Origin of the sequence: Bradyrhizobium sp. B039, assembly GCF_038965675.1 — a bacterium.
Lineage (GTDB): Bacteria > Pseudomonadota > Alphaproteobacteria > Rhizobiales > Xanthobacteraceae > Bradyrhizobium > Bradyrhizobium diazoefficiens.
Genome location: NZ_CP152416.1, coordinates 8,578,648 through 8,599,177, shown reverse-complemented (window position 1 = coordinate 8,599,177; position 20,530 = coordinate 8,578,648). Strand labels below are relative to the sequence as shown.

General features: G+C 64.6%; 16 protein-coding genes. 8 read left to right on the top strand and 8 right to left on the bottom strand.

Features of this window, described 5'->3' with window-relative positions; genetic code table 11:
• Window positions 1–61: 61 nt before the first annotated feature.
• Together AAFG50_RS40580 and AAFG50_RS40575 are read right to left on the bottom strand one after the other, a co-directional pair.
• The gene (locus AAFG50_RS40580) at window positions 62–1,285 is read right to left on the bottom strand and encodes an ABC transporter substrate-binding protein (protein WP_028172651.1); all 1,224 of its coding nucleotides are present in this window, start codon (window positions 1,283–1,285) and stop codon (window positions 62–64) included.
• Window positions 1,286–1,361: 76 nt separating this feature from the next.
• Complete coding sequence (locus tag AAFG50_RS40575; RefSeq protein ID WP_028172652.1) at window positions 1,362–2,912, bottom strand: long-chain fatty acid--CoA ligase; 1,551 nt, start codon at window positions 2,910–2,912, stop codon at window positions 1,362–1,364.
• A 262-nt stretch (window positions 2,913–3,174) separates the two neighbouring features.
• Here AAFG50_RS40575 and AAFG50_RS40570 point away from each other — a divergent pair, with 262 nt between their 5' ends.
• The 8 genes from AAFG50_RS40570 (at window position 3,175) to AAFG50_RS40535 (ending at window position 13,219) form a co-directional block, all read left to right on the top strand.
• The gene (locus AAFG50_RS40570; RefSeq protein ID WP_028172653.1) at window positions 3,175–4,311 is read left to right on the top strand and encodes an acyl-CoA dehydrogenase family protein; all 1,137 of its coding nucleotides are present in this window, start codon (window positions 3,175–3,177) and stop codon (window positions 4,309–4,311) included.
• Between the two features lie 118 nt (window positions 4,312–4,429).
• Window positions 4,430–5,596, top strand: coding sequence for an acyl-CoA dehydrogenase family protein (locus AAFG50_RS40565; protein ID WP_028172654.1), 1,167 nt, complete (start codon window positions 4,430–4,432; stop codon window positions 5,594–5,596).
• On the top strand, window positions 5,593–6,249 hold the full coding sequence (locus AAFG50_RS40560) for a glutathione S-transferase family protein (RefSeq protein WP_011083803.1): 657 nt from the start codon (window positions 5,593–5,595) through the stop codon (window positions 6,247–6,249). Before AAFG50_RS40565 ends, AAFG50_RS40560 begins: the two co-directional genes overlap by 4 nt.
• 298 nt (window positions 6,250–6,547) lie before the next feature.
• Window positions 6,548–7,348, top strand: a complete 801-nt coding sequence (locus tag AAFG50_RS40555) for an AraC family transcriptional regulator (protein WP_028172655.1) — start codon at window positions 6,548–6,550, stop codon at window positions 7,346–7,348.
• A gap of 219 nt (window positions 7,349–7,567) precedes the next feature.
• Complete coding sequence (locus AAFG50_RS40550; RefSeq protein WP_028172656.1) at window positions 7,568–8,434, top strand: 3-keto-5-aminohexanoate cleavage protein; 867 nt, start codon at window positions 7,568–7,570, stop codon at window positions 8,432–8,434.
• Window positions 8,435–8,554: 120 nt separating this feature from the next.
• The gene (locus AAFG50_RS40545) at window positions 8,555–10,171 is read left to right on the top strand and encodes an acyl-CoA carboxylase subunit beta (RefSeq protein WP_028172657.1); all 1,617 of its coding nucleotides are present in this window, start codon (window positions 8,555–8,557) and stop codon (window positions 10,169–10,171) included.
• On the top strand, window positions 10,168–12,144 hold the full coding sequence (locus AAFG50_RS40540; RefSeq protein WP_028172658.1) for an acetyl-CoA carboxylase biotin carboxylase subunit: 1,977 nt from the start codon (window positions 10,168–10,170) through the stop codon (window positions 12,142–12,144). The genes AAFG50_RS40545 and AAFG50_RS40540 overlap by 4 nt, the downstream gene beginning before the upstream one ends.
• Before the next feature lie 262 nt (window positions 12,145–12,406).
• A complete protein-coding gene (locus AAFG50_RS40535; RefSeq protein ID WP_028172659.1) occupies window positions 12,407–13,219 on the top strand; it encodes a hypothetical protein in 813 nt (270 codons plus the stop codon).
• Here the strand turns inward: AAFG50_RS40535 and AAFG50_RS40530 are convergent.
• The 6 genes from AAFG50_RS40530 to AAFG50_RS40505 all read right to left on the bottom strand — a co-directional run bounded on the left by AAFG50_RS40530 (window position 13,191) and on the right by AAFG50_RS40505 (window position 20,526).
• Entirely contained in the window at window positions 13,191–14,177 is a 987-nt protein-coding gene (locus AAFG50_RS40530; RefSeq protein ID WP_028172660.1) for a dipeptide ABC transporter ATP-binding protein, read from the bottom strand. The two genes, AAFG50_RS40535 and AAFG50_RS40530, sit on opposite strands and share 29 nt — an antisense overlap.
• A complete protein-coding gene (locus tag AAFG50_RS40525) occupies window positions 14,174–15,178 on the bottom strand; it encodes an ABC transporter ATP-binding protein (protein WP_028172661.1) in 1,005 nt (334 codons plus the stop codon). The genes AAFG50_RS40530 and AAFG50_RS40525 overlap by 4 nt, the downstream gene beginning before the upstream one ends.
• Window positions 15,178–16,071: an ABC transporter permease gene (locus AAFG50_RS40520; RefSeq protein ID WP_028172662.1), complete on the bottom strand. Its 894-nt coding sequence runs from the start codon at window positions 16,069–16,071 to the stop codon at window positions 15,178–15,180. Before AAFG50_RS40520 ends, AAFG50_RS40525 begins: the two co-directional genes overlap by 1 nt.
• A 9-nt stretch (window positions 16,072–16,080) precedes the next feature.
• Window positions 16,081–17,028 carry an ABC transporter permease gene (locus AAFG50_RS40515; protein WP_011083812.1) on the bottom strand — a complete coding sequence of 316 codons (948 nt, stop codon included), beginning with the start codon at window positions 17,026–17,028 and terminating at the stop codon, window positions 16,081–16,083.
• Between the two features lie 30 nt (window positions 17,029–17,058).
• On the bottom strand, window positions 17,059–18,657 hold the full coding sequence (locus AAFG50_RS40510) for an ABC transporter substrate-binding protein (RefSeq protein WP_342714109.1): 1,599 nt from the start codon (window positions 18,655–18,657) through the stop codon (window positions 17,059–17,061).
• Between the two features lie 318 nt (window positions 18,658–18,975).
• Window positions 18,976–20,526 carry an AMP-binding protein gene (locus tag AAFG50_RS40505; RefSeq protein ID WP_028172664.1) on the bottom strand — a complete coding sequence of 517 codons (1,551 nt, stop codon included), beginning with the start codon at window positions 20,524–20,526 and terminating at the stop codon, window positions 18,976–18,978.
• Between the last annotated feature and the right edge of the window lie 4 nt (window positions 20,527–20,530).

Genomic DNA, 20,530 nt, shown 5'->3' with positions numbered 1-20,530 from the left:
CGGACAAGGAGATGGCGGACTCGCGGCCGCCATCCCCCATGCACGGAGAGTTCGCCGAGAACTAGCCGCTCGGCTCCGCGCTGATGATGGGGCCGAACAGTTCCCACTGGCCGTTCTTGAACCGCCACATCTTGAGCTGTTCGATCGGCGCGAAGTCGGTGGGCGAGGTGTTGATCTTGATCCCCGGGATCAGCGTATCGGGGGCGAAGTCCTTCAGGCTGGCGGCCTGCTTCATCACGTTCTCGCGGGTGAGATTGTCGCCCGCCTGCTTCAGCACCTGCACCATCGTCTGGGCCGCGGCATAGCCGTAGACCAGATTGGCGTCCGAGATGTTTGCGCCGGGCATGTATTTGTCGATGAAGGCCATGAACTTCTTCATGCCCTCGTCGTCCTTCCATTGCGGATCCGACGCGTCCTTCAGATAACCGGCCGATAACACGCCCTCGGAGGCTTCGAGGCCGGCGGGCTTCATCACCGCGCCGATGGACACCGAGACATCAGTCATCAGGTGCATCGGCTTCCATTCCAGCTCCGCGATCTTCTTGATGGCTTGCGCCGCGAATTTCGGGGTCGAGATGTTCACGAAGACGTCCGCGCCGGTGCCCTTGAGTTTGACGATGTGTGAATCGATCGATGGCTCCGAGGTCTCGTAGCTCTCTTCGGCCACGATCAGCTTCGATGCCTTGTCGCCGAACACGTCCTTGATGCCGGCGACGTAGTCCTTGCCGAAATCGTCGTTGGCATAGAAGATCGCGACCTTCGCGTCCGGCTTCTCCTTCAGGATGTACTTGGCGAAGATCCGCGCCTCGACCCGGTAGCTCGGCTGGAAGCCCATGGTCCACGGGAAATTCTGCGGGTCGTTCCACTTGCTGGCGCCGGTGGCGAGGAAGAGCTGCGGGATCTTCTTGGCGTTGTGATATTTCTGCACGGCGGTCTGGGTCGGCGTGCCGAGCGCGTTGAACACCAGGAACACTTCGTCGCTCTCGATCAGCTTGCGGACCTGCTCCACGGTCTTGGGCGGCGAGTAGCCGTCATCATAGGAAATCCAGGTGATCTTGCGGCCGTTGATGCCGCCCTGGTCGTTGATCATCTTGAAATAGGCTTCCTCGGTCTTGCCGATGACGCCGTAGGCGGAGGCGGGGCCGGAATAGGCCTCGACATTGCCGATCTTGATCTCGGTGTCGGAGGCGCCGGTATCGTACCTCTTCTGTGCGTAAGCCCCTTGAACCGAGAGCAATGTCAGGGCCGTCGCCGCCGCGAGCAGGACGCGTTTCTTGTTTTTCATGGCAATTCCTTGGGTTTCTTGTGGGTCGGAGCAGGCACTACAAAAAGAAAAAGCGCCCGCGAGAGGGGCGCTTTGGTCAGGCGTTGGCGACTTTCTTGTCGACTTCGGAGGTCGCCGAGAATTCCTTGCGCAAGGTCGGCTTGTGGATCTTGCCGGTGGCGTTGCGCGGCAGCGCATCGACGAAGCGAATTTGGCGTGGGCATTTGAAGCGCGCGAGATTGGCCGCGCAATGTGCGAAGACGTCGGTCTCCGTCAGCCTTTGTCCCGGCTTGACCGCGACGATGGCAAGGCCCACCTCGCCCCATTGCGGATCGGGAATGCCGATGACGGCGGCTTCGGCGATGGCGCCAAGCTGGTGCAGGACGTTCTCGACCTCGGCCGGATAGACGTTCTCGCCGCCGGAGATGTACATGTCCTTCCAGCGGTCGACGATGTAGTAGAAGCCTTCCTCATCGACGCGTGTCGCATCGCCGGTGTGGAGCCAGCCGTCGGTGAAGGAGGATTTGTTCGCCTCCGGCCTGTTCCAGTAGCCGGGCGTGATGTTTGGTCCCTTCACCCAGAGCTCGCCAAGCTCGCCGACATCGGCGTCGCTGCCGTCGGGTCGCACGATGCGGACTTCCGTGTGCAGCACCGGCTTGCCGGCGGAGCCGGCCTTGCGCGCCGCATCCTCGCGGTCGAGCACCAGCACGGCCGGCGAGGTCTCGGTCATGCCATAGCCCTGCTGGAGTGCGACGCCGCGCGCCTCCCAGACCTTCAGCAGCGGCACCGGCATTGGCGCGCCGCCGACACCGCCGACGATCAGCCGGGTAAGGTCGGTCGTTGCGAAGGCGGGATGCTGCGCCATGAACTGGTAGATCGCGGGGACGCCGAAGAACACGTTGATGCCCTGCGCGGGATCGTTGATCAGGCCGAGCGCCGTGCCGGGATCGAAGGCCCGCATGATCATCACGGTGCCGCCGGCATGCAGCACCGGATTGGTGTAGCAATTCAGCCCGCCGGTATGGAACAGCGGCAGCACGGTGAGCAGCACCGAGGACGGTCCGATGCAGGCGGGACCGCCGAGATTGACGCAATTCCAGAACGTCATGCCGTGGGTGATGGTCGCGCCCTTCGGATGACCCGTGGTGCCGGACGTGTACATGATGGTCGAGACGTCATCGAGTGTGACCTCCTCGATCCGGTTGAGCGGCTTTGCGGCGGCGATGCCGGCCTCGTAAGCCCCGCCGGGGCCGAGCAGCAGGCTGGTCGCTACACCGCAGAGCTTGGCGACGCTCAGCGCCGTCTCGGCGAGGTCGGCATCATGGATCATCACCTTCGGCGCGCAATCAGCGGTGATGAACTGGAGTTCGGGAACGGTGAGGCGGGTGTTCAGCGGCACGAAGATCGCACCTAACCGCCCGCAGGCGAACTGCACCTCCAGCGTATCGGTCGTGTTCAGCGCCAGCACCGCGACGCGGTCGCCGCGCGAGACCTTCAGCGTGTGACACAGGAACGAGGCGAGACGCGAGACCCTCGCATCCAGCTGCGAATAGGTGAAGCGGCGCTCGCTCGCGAGGTCGATGACCGCGACCTTGCCAGGCGTGCGGCGGCCATGATGGGCGATCCAGTCGTAGTAACGAACGGCCAAAAAACCCTCCCTCGGCGGTCTTGTGCCGCCTGTATCCCTATTGCCGTGCAATGCCCGGCGTGGCCCTGGGGCCAGCCGGAGTTTGTGCAACACGTCTTTTTTGATTTGGAGTTGGCGCGCGAGGGGCGAAAATCGTCTTGCGTTGAGTTGCTAGGTGATGGCCTGCTGAATGGCCTTCCCGGGTCAGCCACTCCGCGCAAGTGAGCTGCCCAGGTTCCAGCCATGGTGGATGAGACGAATCCGTCCGCGAGGCGAGAGTGCGATGAAGAGCCCGTTCTATACCGCCGAGCACGATGCCTTCCGCGACGTGATGCGCCGCTTTGTCGAGAAGGAGATCTCGCCCTTCGCCCATGAATGGGACGAGGCCGGCGAATTTCCCCGCGCGCTCTATCGCAAGGCGGCGGAGATCGGCCTGTTGGGGCTCGGATTCCCCGAGGAATACGGCGGGATTGCCGCCGACCAGTTCATGAAGATCGTGGCGAGCCAGGAGCTGGCGCAGGCCGGCGCCGGCGGCGTCAGCGCCAGCCTGATGAGCCACACCATCGGCTCGCCGCCGATCGCGCGTGCGGCGCGGCCGGAGGTGAAGGCGCGCGTGCTGCCGCAGGTGCTGGCAGGCGAGAAGATCTCCGCGCTCGCGATCACCGAGCCGGGCGGCGGCTCGGACGTTGCAAACCTTCGCACGCGGGCGCGGCGGGACGGCGATCACTACGTCGTGAGCGGCGAGAAGACCTTCATCACCTCGGGCATGCGCGCCGATTATCTGACCGTCGCCGTGCGTACGGGCGGCGAGGGCGCCGGCGGCGTCAGCCTGCTCCTGATCGCGGGCGACACGCCCGGCCTGTCCAGGACAAAACTGAAGAAGATGGGCTGGTGGGCCTCCGACACCGCGACGCTGCATTTCGACGATTGCCGCGTGCCGGCCGAAAATCTGATCGGCGAGGAGGGCCAGGGCTTCAAGATCATCATGCAGAATTTCAACAGCGAGCGGATGGGCATGGCGGCGGGCTGCACCGCCTTCGCACGCGTCTGCCTCGATGAGGCCATTGCGTATGCCAAGGAGCGCAAGACCTTCGGCAAGCCGCTCGCCCAGCACCAGGTCATCAGGCACAAGATCGTCGACATGGCGCAGAAGGTGGCGGCCTCGCAGGCGATGCTGGAGATGCTGGCCTGGCGTCTGGAGCAGGGCGAAAGCCCGGTCGCCGAAATCTGCATGATGAAGAACCAGGCAACGCAGACCATGGCGTTCTGCGCCTCGGAAGCGGTGCAGATCTTCGGCGGCGCCGGCTTCATGCGCGGCATCAAGGCCGAGCGCATCTACCGCGAGGTCAAGGTCAACGCCATCGGCGGCGGGACGGAGGAGATCATGAAGGATCTGGCAAGCCGGCAGATGGGGCTGTGACCTTCGCCGTCATTCCGGGGCGGCGCGAAGCGTCGAACCCGGAATCTCGATATTGTAGGACTCATCTCTGGATTCCGGGTTCGCGCTTCGCGCGCCCCGGAATGACGAAGGGAAAGAAATGCTATTCACCGCCGACCACGACGACATCCGCCGCTCCTTGCAAAAATTCATCGCGAACGAGATCAATCCGCACGTCGACGAATGGGAGAAGGCCGATATCTTCCCCGCGCACGCGCTGTTCAAGAAGATGGGCAACCTCGGCTTCCTCGGATTGAACAAGCCGGTCGAATTCGGCGGCTCGGGGCTCGACTATTCCTATGCGCTGATGATGGCGGAGGAGCTCGGGGCCATCACCTGCGGCGGCGTGCCCATGGCGATCGGGGTGCAGACCGACATGGCGACGCCGGCGCTGGCGCGGTTCGGCTCCGACGAGGTGCGGCGCGAATTCCTGGCGCCCTCGATTGCGGGTGATTTCGTCGCCTGCATCGGCGTCTCCGAGCCCGGCGCCGGCTCCGACGTCGCCTCGATCAAGACCGCTGCGCGCTCCGACGGCGACGACTATGTCATCAATGGCGGCAAGATGTGGATCACCAACGGCACCCAGGCCGACTGGATCTGCCTGCTCGCCAACACCGGCGACGGGCCCGTTCACCGCAACAAGTCGCTGATCTGCGTGCCCATGAAGGCCAAGGGCGTCACGGTCGCCCGCAAGCTCGACAAGATGGGCATGCGCTCGTCCGACACCGCGCAGATATTCTTCGACAATGTCCGCGTGCCCAAGCGCAACCGGATCGGCGAGGAGGGCAAGGGTTTTACCTACCAGATGATCCAGTTCCAGGAGGAGCGGCTGTGGGGCGCGGCCGCCTGCCTCAAGGCGCACGAATACATCATCAACGAGACCATCGAATACACCCGCAACCGCAAGGCTTTTGGCCAGAGCATCCTCGACAACCAGGTCGTGCACTTCAAGCTCGCGGAGATGCAGACCGAGGTCGAGCTGCTGCGCGCACTGATCTATCGCGCCGGTGAGGCGCTGGTGGCGGGTGAGGACGTGACCAGGCTCGCGACCATGGCCAAGTTGAAGGCCGGCCGGCTCGGCCGGGAGCTCACCGACGCCTGCTTGCAATATTGGGGCGGAATGGGCTTTACCAACGAGACGCCGGTCAGCCGTGCCTATCGCGACAGCCGTCTGACCTCGATCGGCGGCGGCGCCGACGAGGTCATGCTGATGGTCCTGTGCAAGATGATGGGCACGCTGCCCGGCAGTAAAGGGAATGCATCATGATCACGCTCTATCACTGCGACGCCGCACGCTCGTTCCGTCCGCTCTGGATGCTGGAGGAGATGGGACTGCCGTACGAGTTGAAGATGCTGCCGTTCCCGCCGCGGGTGTTCGCCAAGGAGTATCTCGCGCTCAACCCGCTCGGCACGATTCCCTTCATGATCGACGGCGAGACGAAGATGACGGAGTCCTCCGGCATCTGCCACTACCTCGGCACCAGATACGCCCCGACGCCGCTGATGGTGGACGTCGAGGATCCCGCCTATGGCGCGTTCCTGAACTGGATGTATTTCAGCGATGCCACGTTAACCTTCCCGCAGACGCTGGTGCTCCGCTACACCCAGCTCGAGCCGGAGGAGCGCCGCAACCCGCAGGTTGCCGGCGACTATGCCAAATGGTTCCTGGGCCGGCTGCGCGCCGTTGAGGCAGCGACCGCGAATGCCGAAACCTTGTGCGCCGGCCGCTTCACCGCCGCCGACATCGTGATCGGCTACGCGCTCCGCCTCGCCGACAACATCGGGCTCGCCAAGGATTTCGGGCCAAACGTCGCAGCCTATTGGGCGCGATTGCAGCAGCGCGAGGGCTTCAAGCGCGCCGTTGCTGCGGAGCAGAAGGCTGGAGTCGAGCAGAATGTCGCGCCGCGGGTAAGGGCGTAGTTGTCGTCCTGGCGAAAGCCAGGACCCATTACCCCGGTAATCGTTTGGAGTGGGAGGTGTAACCGTCGACCTTCGCCAAATTCCTTACTGTGGGAATGGGTCCTGGATCCGCGCTCCGCTTCGCTGCGCTTGTCCAGGACGACGATGCTGGAGAGAGTTCCGGGTTCGCCCAACGGCCTACCGGAACCGCTGCCCTTTTGCGCGCCCTGACAGCGCTATCCCTTCGTGACAGCGCTCAAATTTGCGCTAAGGTGATCTTCGTCCGCAGCGGCCAGAGAGCCGCGCGAGGAGGACCCCAATGGAAGATAACGGTCGCGAATCCGACCATCTGATGCTGATCACGCCGGAACGGGTGTTTTATGCCGGCCTGCTCGGCCGCCCACGCAAGCGGACCCCCGGCTGCTGCCATGTCTATGTGGCGGTCAAGGGCAACCTGCACCTGACGATCGACGATGTCCTCGCCACCGGCGAGCTGTTCGTCACCCTGCCGAACCAGCGGCATTCCATTGCCGGCGACTACCGCACTGCAATCAGCGTGACGCTCGAGCCCGAAAGCATGCCGGATGGCGTGATCGAGGCTTTGGCCGAGCGGCTGACCGGACCGGACCGGGCCGTCTATGCCCGCAAGATCCTCGCCGCCTACGCGCTGCTGCGCCAGCGCCGCTACGGCGACATCACCACCGCCGAATTCGACGAGATGTGCTTCGGCGAGGCGCTGCCGCGCCGCGTGCTCGACCCGCGGGTGATGCGCGCGGTCGCGCGCATCGGGCGCTTCTCCGGCGAGCCGGTGACGGCGGATACTTGCGCGGCCGAAGCAGGTCTTTCCGCCTCGCGCTTCCTGCATCTGTTCAAGGAGGAGACCGGCATCTCGTTCCGCTCCTTCCGCGCCTGGAAGCGCGCGCGGCACTTGCTGCATTTCGCCAACCAGGACCTCAACCTCGCCCATCTCGCGCAGGACATCGGCTATCCCGATAGCACGCATTTCAGCCACTCGATCCGCCGCTTCTACGGCTTGAAGCCGCGCGCGATCTTCGTCGGCTCGCGCGATCTTGCGATCTATCGCAGCACCGAGACGGTGAGGCTCGCGGAAGCGAGCTAGGCTCGCTCTCGTAGGGTGGGCAAAGCGAAAGCGTGCCCACCATTTTCACCGAATACCAAGACGTGGTGGGCACGGCGCAAGAGCGCCTTTGCCCACCCTACGCACCTACAACTCGCTATTTTCCAGCTTCTCCGCGCAAGAAGCCGCATGCCGCGCGTCACATGATCGCAAGCGTTGAATTCTCAACGTGCGAGACATCCAAGTCATGAGCGTCAAGGCATGAGCGACAAGGCCGTCATCACCTGCGCGCTGAACGGCGTGCTCACCGACCCCAAGCAGCACAACGTGCCGGTGACGCCGGAGCAGATGGCGCGCGAGGCCAAGGCTGCGTTCGATGCCGGCGCCAGCATCATGCACATCCATCTGCGTCAGCAGGCGCCCAACAAAGGGCACCTGCCGTCCTGGGAGGTCAGTGTCAGCAAGGAGATCCAGCAGGCGATCCGCGAAGCCTGCCCGGGCGTGATCATCAACCACACCTCGGGCGTGTCGGGGCCGAACTACTCAGGCGCGCTCGACTGCATCCGCGAGACCAGGCCGGAGATCGCCGCCTGCAACGCCGGCTCGCTGAATTATTTGAAGGTGAAAGCCGACAACACCTGGGCCTGGCCGCCGATGATGTTCGACAACGCCGTCGAGAAGGTGAAGGACTATCTCGACGTCATGAACGCGGTCGGCACCATCCCCGAGTTCGAATGCTTCGATGTCGGCATCGTCCGCTGCGTCGGCATGTACACCCAGGTCGGCATGTACAAGGGCCCGCTCGAATATAACTTCGTGATGGGCGTCGCCTCCGGCATGCCGTCGGATCCCGACCTGTTGCCGATCCTGATCAAGCTGAAGCGTCCGGAGGCGCATTGGCAGGTCACGGCGATCGGCCGCGAGGAGATCTGGCCGCTGCACCAGCGCTGCGCCGAGCTCGGCGGTCACCTGCGCACCGGCCTCGAAGACACCTTCTATCTCGCCGACGGCGCGAAGGTGACGTCGAACGGCCAGCTGATCGAAGCCGTCGCCGCCTGTGCCCGCCGCGCCGGCCGCGAGATCGCAAGCCCCGCCGAGGCGCGGAAGATCTTTGGGACGAATCGGTAAGCCACACTCCGTCATTCCGGGATGGCCCGAAGGGCCAGGCCCGGAATCCATAACCACGATCGGGAATATGGATTCCGGGCTCGCGCTACGCGCGCCCCGGAATGACGGGAAGGAGCATTAATGTCCATTCTCGAAAACACCATTTCCCCCGGCAGCGCGGCCTACCACGCCAACCGCGACGGCATGCTGGGTTTGATCGACCGCATGCGCGCGCTGGAAGAGCGCACGCGTGCCGCATCGGCCGCGGCAAAGGACCGCTTTCACAAGCGCGGTCAGCTGCTGCCGCGCGAGCGCGTCGCGCTGGTGCTCGATCCCGGCGCGCCCTTCATCGAGCTGTCGACGCTCGCCGGCTACATGTTCGACGTGCCCGATCCGAACAAGAGCGTGCCGGGCGGCGGCGTCATCGCCGGCATCGGCTTCGTCTCGGGCATCCGCTGCATGGTCAGCGCCAGCGATTCCGGCATCGACGCCGGCGCGCTGCAGCCGTTCGGCCTCGACAAGACGCTGCGGGTGCAGGAGCTCGCGCTGGAGAACAAGCTACCCTACGTGCAGCTGGTCGAAAGCGCCGGCGCCAATCTCTTGCGCTACCGCGTCGAGGATTTTGTTCGCGGCGGCAATATCTTTCGCAACCTGGCGCGGCTCTCGGCGGCGGGTCTCCCGGTCGTCACGGTGACGCACGGCTCGTCCACCGCGGGCGGCGCTTATCAAACGGGCCTGTCCGACTACATCGTCATGGTGCGCGGCCGCACCCGTGCCTTCCTCGCAGGTCCGCCACTGCTGAAAGCCGCAACCGGCGAGATCGCGACCGAGGAAGAGCTTGGCGGCGCCGAGATGCACACCCAGGTCTCCGGCCTCGGCGACTATCTCGCCGAGGACGATCGCGACGCGCTGCGCATCGCACGCGAGATCATGGCGGCGCTGGAATGGGAGCGGCCGGACGGAGCTGCTCCGCAATTCAAGCCGCCGCGCTACGACCAGGACGAGCTGCTCGGTATCATGCCGATGGACCACAAGCGCCCCGTGGACATGAAGCAAGTGATTGCCCGCATCATCGATGATTCCGACTTCACCGAGATGGCGCCGAATTACGGCCCGGCCACCGTCTGCGGCCATGCCCGCATCGAGGGCCAGGCCATCGGCATCATCACCAACAACGGCCCGCTCGATCCTGCCGGCGCCAACAAGGCAACGCATTTCATCCAGGCTTGCTGTCAGACCCGCACGCCGCTGCTCTATCTCAACAACACCACCGGCTACATGGTCGGCAAGGCCTATGAGGAAGCCGGCATGATCAAGCACGGCTCCAAGATGATCCAGGCGGTGACGTCGGCGACGGTGCCGCAGATCACCATCTATTGCGGCGCCTCGTTCGGCGCCGGCAATTACGGCATGTGCGGGCGCGGCTTCCATCCGCGCTTCTGCTTCTCCTGGCCGAACGCCAAGACGGCGGTGATGGGCGGCGAGCAGGCCGCCGAGACCATGGCCATCGTGACGGAAGCCGCCGCCGCGCGGCGCGGCAAGCCGATCGAGAAGGACAAGCTCGATGCGATGAAGGCGCAGATCGTCGGCGTGTTCGATGGTCAGATGGACGTGTTCTCGACCAGCGCGCGCGTGCTCGACGACGGCGTGATCGATCCGCGCGACACCCGGGCGGTCCTCTCCGAAGTGCTTGCGATCTGCCGCGAAGGCGACGCACGCAGGCCCCAGCGCATGCAGTTTTCGGTGGCCCGGCCATGAGGAACGGATCAGTGCAGCACCGGCCGTTCTTCAAGGTCCTGATCGCCAACCGCGGCGAGATCGCGTTGCGGGTGATGCGCAGCGCGCGCAAGCTTGGCCTCGGCGTCGTCGCGGTCTATTCCGACGCGGATCGCGATGCGCTCCATGTGCGGCAGGCCGATCAGGCCGTGCGCATCGGCGAGGCGCTGCCGGCGCAATCCTATCTCAACATCCCCGCGATCATTGCCGCGGCGAAAGCCAGCGGCGCGGATGCCGTCCATCCCGGCTACGGTTTCCTCGCCGAGAACGAGGACTTTGCGCAGGCCTGCAAGGACGCCGGTCTCGTCTTCATCGGCCCATCGCCCCAGGCGATCGAGGCGATGGGCAACAAGGCCGGCGCCAAGGAGATCATGCGGAAGGCCGGTGTGCCCTGCGTGCCCGGCTATCAGGGCCTTGAGCAAGGCGACGAGGTCATGCTCGCGGAGGCCAGGAAGATCGGTTTTCCCGTGATGATCAAGGCGGTGGCCGGCGGTGGTGGCCGCGGCATGCGGCTCGTGACCGATGCTGCATCCTTCCCCGACGCGCTGCGCAGCGCGCGGTCGGAGGCGAAAGCCGCGTTCGGCGATGCCACGGTCATCCTCGAACGCGCGATCCAGAATCCACGCCATATCGAAATCCAGGTGTTCGGCGACAGCCACGGCAACGCCATTCATCTCGGCGAGCGTGACTGCTCCGTGCAGCGGCGGCACCAGAAGCTGGTCGAGGAAGCGCCGTCGCCGGCCGTCACGCCGGAGCTGCGTGCGAGAATGGGCGAGGTCGCCGTCGCCGCGGTGAAGGCATTGCGTTACGAGGGCGCCGGCACGCTGGAATTCCTGCTCGATGCGAGCGGGGAGTTCTACTTCATGGAGATGAACACCCGTCTCCAGGTCGAGCATCCCGTGACCGAGGCGATCACGGGGCTCGATCTCGTCGAGCTGCAGCTGCACGTCGCGCGCGGCGAGCAATTGCCGGTAAAGCAGCAGGACATCCGCTTCGCAGGTCACGCCATCGAGGTGCGGCTCTGCTCGGAAGATGCCGCGCAGGACTTCATGCCGCAATCCGGCCGCATGGCGCGCTGGCAGGTGCCGGATGGCATCCGCGTCGAGCACGCGCTGCAATCGGGCTCGGAGATCCCGCCGTTCTACGATTCCATGATCGCCAAGGTGATTAGCCACGGCGCGACACGCGAGGAGGCGAGGGGGCGGCTGATCGTCGGCCTGGAGCAGCTCACCGCCTTCGGCGTGACCACCAACCAGGCCTTCCTGATGTCCTGCCTGCGTCATCCCGGCTTTGCCAGGGGCGAGGCGACGACGGCGTTCATCGGCGCGCATCGCGACGAGCTGCTGGCTCCCCCGGCGGACGCGGCGTTCGGCACGGCGCTGGCAGGCCTGCTGCTCTACGTCACAAATCCGCGCGCGCCGTCATGGCAGGGCGGCCGGAGCCTGTCGGCAACGTTTCCGCTTCCTGCGAAAATCGAGATCGCCGGCCAGGCGCGCGAACTCGAAGTTACGCGAGAGCGGGATGGTGGGTACACCGTCGCCACCGACGGCCGGCAGGAAAAGTTCGAAATTGATCAGCTCGATCCTGACGCGATCCGCTTCCGTCACGACGGCATGATGGACAGCGCCAAATTCCTGCGCGATGGCGATCGGCTCTATCTCCAGCATCGCGGCTTTCCGCTCGCGGTGACCGACTTCACTCTCGCTGCGCCAAAGGCGGCGGCAACCAACGGCGGCGACGGAAAAGTCCGCGCCGCCATGAACGGCCGCGTCGTCGCCGTCCTGGTCAAGCCGGGCGACCGCGTCGCCGCCGGCCAGCCGGTGCTGACGCTGGAAGCGATGAAAATGGAGCACGTCCACAAGGCCGGCATCGACGGCGTGGTCGCCGCGATCGACGTCACCGAGGGTGAGCAGGTCACGACGGGCAGGATCGTCGCGGAGATCGGAGCGGGCTAGCGCGGCAAATTCGATTGCGAGCGCAGCGAAGCAATCCAGAATCTTTCCGCGGCGGCAGTCTGGATTGCTTCGCTGCGCTCGCAATGACGACGGAGATGTTGCCCCGAACTCAACTCGCTGTGGGTTGCTGGCCTCCGTCTCGTATGGAATCATAAATAATTTCAAAGAGATGTTAGAAATTTGTGTCGATCGCGCGATTCAGATTGAACAATGTTCATTAGTGGATTATCAATATTGAACATTGTTCAAATACGGAGCTCCCATGTTGTGCGCACATGACCACGCTCAAAAGCCCAATGTCGCGTTCCCCTCAACGCCCCGTCGGTTCGCCGCACCTACAGTTCGCGAAAAATACCTGATCGGCGCGCTCTTCGTTCTGGCCCTGGCGGCGCTGCTGGCGCCGACTCTGCCCCCCGGCGCGTGGCACATCCCGCATTTCGTCGACGCCCGCTCCTGGCTCGGCGTGCCCAACGCCGGCGACGTACTGAGCAATCTCGCCTTCCTCGCGATGGGCGTCTGGGGCTCGGAGCGGCTGCGCGCCCGCCATGATGCACCCGTGGGAGCAAGCTGGTTTTTTGTGGGACTGATCCTCACTTGCTTAGGCTCGGGCTTCTATCATCTGGACCCCGACATGCCGCAACGGCTCGTGGCTGATCGTCTCGGCATGGCGGTGGCGTTCGCAGGATTCCTGGGCATCGCGGCCAGCGAGCGCATCAGCGTGCGCGCAGGCGAGGCGGTGCTGGTGCTGATGATGGTTGCGGGCCTGCTCGCGGCCTGGGTGGCACGCGAGAACCTCACGCCATGGGTGGTCGTGCAGTTCGGCGGCATGGCGTTGGCCGTGGGACTGGCGCTGACACGGCCCCGGCCTGGTGCGCTTGGCGTGCCGCTCGGCGGCGTGATTTTCTTTTATGTGCTGGCCAAGCTTTTCGAGCTCGGCGACGAGGCCGTTTTCGAAGCGACAGGGCACATCGTCTCGGGCCACACACTCAAGCATCTGGCTGCTGCGCTGGCGGCGTGGCCGGTGATCCGGGCGTTGGCGCCTGTTGCTATTGGCTCCGCCCAGTCCCGTCATTGAGCAAACACGCCACCTGGTGCCCGTCGCCCGCATCTAATAGCGCCGGCCGCTCCGTCCTGCACCGGTCCATCGCGAACCGGCAGCGCGTGTGAAACGCGCAGCCGGATGGCGGATTGACCGGGCTCGGCACGTCGCCGTCGACCAGCGGCGCGAGCTTCTTCGCGAGCGGGTTGGCGATCGGCACCGAGGCGAGCAGGGCCTGCGTGTAGGGATGGCGGGGGTTCCTGAACAGCTCGTCCTTGGCGGCGATCTCGACGATGCGGCCGAGATACATCACCGCGACGCGGTGGCTGATATGGGCGACCACGGCGAGGTCGTGCGCGATGAAGAGATAGGAGAAGCCGTGCTGGCGTTGCAGGTCGATCAGCAGATTGATCACCTGCGCCTGGATCGAGACGTCGAGCGCGGAGACCGGCTCGTCGCAGACGATCAGGCGCGGCCCCAGCGCGAGCGCCCGTGCGATGCAGATGCGCTGGCGCTGGCCGCCGGAGAATTGATGCGGAAAGTTGCGCATCTGGTCGGGCCGCAGGCCGACCTGCTCGAACAGCTTTGCAGTCCGCGCTTCCAGCTCCTTGCCGCTCGCGAGCCCGTGCACGGCCAGCGGCTCTCCGACAATGTCGCCCGCGGTCATGCGCGGATTGAGCGAAGCAAAGGGGTCCTGGAACACGATCTGCATCGAGCGACGGTGCGGGCGCAGCGCCGCCTTGGAAAGATGCGTGATGTCCTCGCCCTCGAGACGGATCTGGCCCGAGGTCGGTTCGACCAGCCGCAGCACGCTGCGCGCCACCGTCGACTTGCCGCAGCCGGACTCGCCGACCAGCCCCAATGTTTCGCCGACACCAACCGTGAACGAGACGCCGTCCACCGCGTGCACGGTGCCGACCTGCCGGCGCAACACGCCGGCGCGCACCGGGTAGTGCTTCCTAAGGTCGGTGACCTCGAGCAGCGCTTCGGTCATGCGACCTCCGCGACGTCAGCCGCGCGCCAGCAGGCGGCGAGATGGCCGCCGCCCCAATCCTGCAATGGCGGGTACTCCTCGCAGCGCTTGATCGCGAGCTTGCAGCGCGGCGCAAAAGCGCAGCCTGACGGCAGCCGCACCAGCGACGGCACGGTGCCGGGAATTTCGTTGAGCCGCGCCTGCGTCGCGGCGCCGGACGCCGGCACCGACGGAATCGAGGCCATCAGCCCGCGCGTATAGGGGTGTCTGGGATCGGCGAACAACGCCTCGACGCTGGCTTCCTCGACCTTCCTGCCCGCATACATCACGATCACGCGCTGCGCGGTCTGCGCGACGACGCCGAGATCATGCGTGATGAGAACGAGCCCGGTGCCGAGCTCCTTCTGGAGGTCGAGGATCAGCGCCAGGATCTGCGCCTGGATGGTGACATCCAGCGCAGTGGTCGGCTCGTCCGCGATCAGCAGCGCCGGCCGGCAGGCCAGCGCCATCGCGATCATCGCGCGCTGACGCATGCCGCCCGACAACTGGTGCGGATATTCCCGCGCGCGCCGTGCCGGCTCTGGAATCCGTACCAGCCGCAGCATCTCGACTGCGATGTTCCGGGCTTCTTTGGCCGACATCACCCGGTGCAGCCGCACGGCCTCGACGATCTGGTCGCCGATCCGCATGACGGGATTGAGCGACGTCATCGGCTCCTGGAAGATCATGGAGATGCGGTTGCCCCTGACGGCGCGCATCTCCGCTTCGTCCAGCGTCAACAAATCGGTGCCTTCGAGCGAGACCGACCCGCCGACGATGCGGCCGGGCGGATCGGGCACCAGCCGCATCAGCGATAGCGCGGTAACGCTCTTGCCGCAGCCGGACTCGCCGACGATCGCCAGCGTCTCGCCGCGCCTGACGGTGAAGGAAACATCATCGACGGCCTTGAAGAGACCGGAGTTCGTGAAGAACACCGTCTTCAGGTTCTTCACTTCGAGCACGAGATCGGATTTATCAGCCATCAGCCGCGCTGCCGGGGATCGAGGATGTCACGCAGGGCGTCGCCGAACAGATTGGCGCCGAACACGGCGAGGCTGATCGCGATCCCCGGGAAGATCACCAGCCACGGCGCGGTGCGGGCATATTCGGCAGCGGATTCCGACAGCATGCGGCCCCAGGACGGATAAGGCTCGGGAATGCCGAGGCCGAGGAAGGAGAGCGAGGCTTCGGTCAGGATCGTCGAGCCGAGCTGGGCGGTCGCCAGCACGATCAGCGGCGCCAGCGTGTTCGGCAGCACGTGGCGGAGCGCGATGCGCACCTCGCTCATGCCGATCGACTTGGCAGCTTCGATAAAGGGCAGCTCGCGCAGCGCCAGCGTGTTGGCGCGGACGACACGCGACACGGTCGGGATCAGCGGAATGGCAATGGCGATGATGACGTTCGGCAAGGACGGACCGAGTGCGGCGGTCATGATCAACGCCAGGACCAGCAATGGAAGCGCCTGGAGGACGTCGGAGACACGCTGGAACACCAGATCGACCCAGCCGGAGAGATAACCGGACGTCAGCCCGACGATCACGCCGATCGTGCCGCCGAGCGCGGTCGAGCCGATGCCGACGGCAAGCGAGATCCGCGAGCCATGAATGATGCGGCTGAAGACGTCGCGGCCGAAGGAATCCGTCCCCATCCAGTGCGCCAGGCTCGGGCGGGCCAGCGCACGGGCGGCGTCGATCGTCAGGGGGTCATAGCGTGCAATGAAATCGGCAAAGATTGCGGTCAGCACGAACGCCGTCATGATGACGAGCCCCGCAGCGCCGAGCACATGCCGCTGCGCCAGAAACAGCACGCGCCGCCAGCCCCCGGTCGCATGCATGCCGGCGCGCCTGAGTTCGAGATCATAGTCGATCGTGGCCAATCGGCTCTCCTAGTCCGTGTACCGGATACGCGGGTCGAACACCGCATACAGCATGTCGACGATGAAATTCGCGCTGACCACCACCACGGCGATCAGCATCACGAGGTTCTGCACGATCGGATAATCGCGCCAGCGGATCGCCTCGACCAGGAAGCGTGCGACGCCGGGGATGTTGAACACGGTCTCGGTGACGATCAGGCCGCCGATCAGGAACGCGGCCTCGATCCCGATCACGGTGATAACGGGCAGGATCGCGTTCTTCAGCGCATGCTGGTAGTTCACCGCGGCGTCGGACGCGCCCTTGGCGCGCGCGGTGCGGATGTAATCCTGCCGCAGCACCTCCAGCATCGAGGAGCGGGTGATGCGCATGGTCAGCGCCGAACTGCGGAATCCGACCACCATCGCCGGGATGCAATAGGTTGCAACCGCCTCCCCAAAACTCTGGGGGTTCGGATTGAAGAGCGGCATCTGGCCGAACATCGCCACCGATGCCGTGAGGACCAGCAGCCCCAGCCAGAATGACGGCAGCGACAGGCCGGAAAGACTGACGACACGCAGCGCGTAGTCGAGCCGCGTTCCCTGCTTCACCGCGCTGATGACGCCCAAGGGAATCCCGATCGACGCCGAGAACAGCAGTGCCAGGCCGGCGAGCCGCGCCGTGATCGGGATCCGCGGCAGGATCTCCTGAAGCGCCGGTTTCTCCGAGACATAGGAGTAGCCGAAATCGCCGCGCAGGAAGCCGCTGATCCAGTGCCAATATTGCACCACCAGCGGCTGGTCGATGCCGAGCTCCTTCTCCAGATTGGCCTTGTCGGCGGGATCGACATAGCCGGCCGCGGCGAACAGGATGTCGACGATGTTGCCGGGCACGATGCGCAGCAGGAAGAAGATGACGACCGAGATCCCGAACAGGGTCACGAGCATCAGGAACAGGCGCCGTACCAGATAGGCAAACATCCCGCGCCCTCCCGTCGAACCGTTAGCGCGCTACTTGTCCATCCAAACGTCTTCGTACCGGTATCCATTATAGGAGCTGTTCGACATCACCGTCACGCCCTTGACATAGGGCTGCCAGCAACTGCCGGTGCGCGCGTGGAAGATGATCGGGCGCGCGACGTCCTCCTGCAACTTCTTGTCGATGTCCCACACCAGCTTCTTGCGTTTGGCGATATCGGTCTCCTGCGACTGCACGTCGAACAGCTTCTCGATCTCCTTGTTGCAGTAGTTGGTGTAATTGCGTTCGGAACCGCAGGAATAATTCTCGTAGAACGACTGGTCGGGATCGTCGACCGCGTTGCCGGTCAGGTTGAGCCCGAGCATGTAGTCCTTGCGCGCGATCTTCGGAAACCAGTTCGCGGTCTCGACCACGTCGAGCTCGCCGTCGATATAGATGCTCTTGAGCTGGTCGATCAGGATCACCGCGGGATCGCGGTAGACCGGAATGTTGCGGGTGGAGATCTTGACGGCGAGGTGCTTGTCCGGGCCGTAGCCGGCCTTCTGCATCAGCTTCTTGGCTTCCTCGCGGTTGGCGTTCACATCGGGGCCATAGCCCGGAATGGTCTCGAGCATCTCCTTCGGCATGCCCCACAGCCCGTTCGGCTGCGGCAGCATGGTGCCGCCGACATCGCCCTGGCCCTCGAACATGATCGAGATGAAGGCCTTGCGGTCGAGCGCCAGCGCCATGGCGCGGCGGATGTCGATGTTGTCGAACGGCGGCGAGGAGGAGTTGACGATGATGTTGGTCGCGACATTGTTGGGTTCGACCACGCAGACCGCGTTCGGCGCCTGGGATTTCACGTCCTTGAGCAGCGGAATGCTCACCTCCGTCGGGAAGGTCATGTCGAACTTGCCGGCGACGAAGGCGAGGATGGCGGTCGAGCGGTTCGGAATGATGGTGAGCTCGATGCCGTCGAGATAGGGCCGGCCCTCGCGCCAATAGTCGGGATTGCGGGTCAGCTTGATCGATTCATTGGCCTTGAACTCGACGAACTTGAACGGGCCGGTGCCGATCGGGTGCGTACGCATGTCGCCGGGCGAGACATGGCAGGGATAGACCGGCGTATAGCCCGAGGCGAGCAGCGCCAGCAGCGAAGGCTGCGGCCGCTTCAGGTTGAAGGAGACCTCGAGATCGCCGTTGGTCGAGATGTCGTTGACCTGGTCGTACCAGGTCTTGCGCGGGTTCTGCCGGAACTTCTGCTGCGATTTGCCCATCAGCATGTCGAAGGTGCATTTGACGTCCGCAGAGGTGAACGGCTTGCCGTCGTGCCATTTGACGCCCGGGCGCAGCTTGAAGGTCAGTGTCTTGTTGTCGTTCACCCATGCCCAGCTCTCCGCGAGCTCGGGGACGATGGTGTCCATGCTGTTCTGCGCCACGTCCTGCTTGTAGATGACGAGGTTGTTGAACACAGGCATGAAGGGAACGTTGAGCGAGTAGGTCGCGCCTTCATGGATCGAGGCATTGCCGGGGCTGTCGCGGTGATACATCCGCAGGATTCCGCCCTGATTGGGCCCGCCGGCCAATGCGATGGTCGAAAACGCCAGCAAAGATAGCGCCGCCGTCGCGGCAAGCGCCCGCACGCTCCGCATCCTCGTCCTCCCTGGACAACAGCCTTTTGCGGCCTGTTGAAGCGACGATAGCGACGCGCGCGCAGCGAGGCAACCGGCAAGGGTGGCGGCGCTCTCGACAATTCGGATGACGGAAGGCCGCAGGTCTCACTCTTTCACAATGAAAGAGTTCCCCCGGCGTCGTCCTGGCGAAAGCCAGGACCCATTACCCCAGGGAGGTGTTTGGCGAAGATCGTCGTCCGGTATTGCGACCTACAACAATCGCGAGATCACGCGGTATGGGTCCTGGCCTTCGCCAGGACGACACTGAATGTGTGGCGCAGGATTGCCCAAAACCGCTCACACAATCCGCGACGACTTGTTCCCCCAGTACCGGTCGCGCAGCAGCCGCTTGTACAGCTTCCCCGTCGGCAGCCGCGGCAATTCCTTCTCGAAATCGACCGAGCGCGGCACCTTCTGCCGCGACAGCGATTGGCCGCAGAAGGCGATCAGCTCCTCGGCAAGCGCCTCGCCCGGCACCACGCCCGGCATCGGCTGCACCACCGCCTTCACCTCTTCGCCGAGATCGGGATTGGGCACGCCGAACACGGCGGCGTCCGCAACCTTCGGGTGGGTGATCAGCAGATTTTCGCATTCCTGCGGATAGATGTTCACGCCGCCGGAGATGATCATGAAGGTCGCGCGGTCGGTGAGGTAGAGGAAGCGATCGGCATCGACATAGCCGACGTCGCCGACCGTGCTCATGCTGCCGTCGGCCGAGCGCGCCTCTTTCGTCTTCTCCGGATCGTTGAAATATTCGAACGGCGAGGCGGTCTTGAACCACACCTGGCCCGGCGTGCCGGTCGGGCATTCCCGCATGTTCTCATCGAGAATGTGGAGGTCGCCCAGCAGCACCTTGCCGACGGTGCCGCGATGGCTAAGCCACTCCTCGCTGTTGCAGGCGGTGAAGCCGAGGCCCTCGGTGGCGCCGTAATATTCGTGGATGATCGGCCCCCACCATTTGATGATGTCGTCCTTGACCAGGGCCGGGCAGGGCGCCGCGGCATGGATCGCGATCTCGAGCGAAGACAGGTCGTAGCGCTTTCGCACCTCTTCCGGCAGCTTCAGCATGCGCGAGAACATCGTCGGCACCAGCTGGGTGTGCGTGATACCCCATCGCTCGACGAGCTGGAGGTAACGCTCGGGATCGAAGCTCTCCATGATGATCACGGTGCCGCCCATGCGGATCGTGAGGTTCACGGCGGCTTGCGGCGCGGAGTGATAGAGCGGCGCCGGCGACAGATAGACCATGCCCTCGCGGTAGTGCCAGAGCTTCGTCAGGAAATCGAACAGCGGCAGATTGTGTTTCGGCGGCTCCTCCGGCAGCGGCCGCAGGATGCCCTTCGGCCGCCCTGTCGTGCCGGATGAATAGAGCATCGCGGTGCCGAGCCACTCATCCGCAATCGGGGTCTTCGGCAGACCGGCGGTCACTTCGGCAAGTCCGACGATGCGGTCACTCTCGCCGGGACCGTCGGCGACGACACAGAGCCTGATGTCGGGGCAGGCCTGGATCGCCTCGCGCGCGATGTCGAGCTTCGCCACGGAGGTGATCAGGATTTTGGACTGGCTGTTGACCAGGAGATAGGCGAGCTCGCCGGGCGTGAGGAAGGAGTTGATGCAGGTGTAGTACAGCCCGGACCGCTCACCGGCGCCGCAGGCCTCGAGATAGCGCGAATTGTTCTCCATGAAGATCGAATAGTGATCGAGCCGCTTCAAACCGTGCTTGCGGAACAGGTGCGCCAGGCGGTTGCTGCGCGCCTCGAGCTCACGATAGGTGACGGTCTCGCCGGTCGCCGCCATGATGAAGGCGGGCTGGAGCGGGCGCAGGCGGGCATGGAGACCAGTGTACATCGAT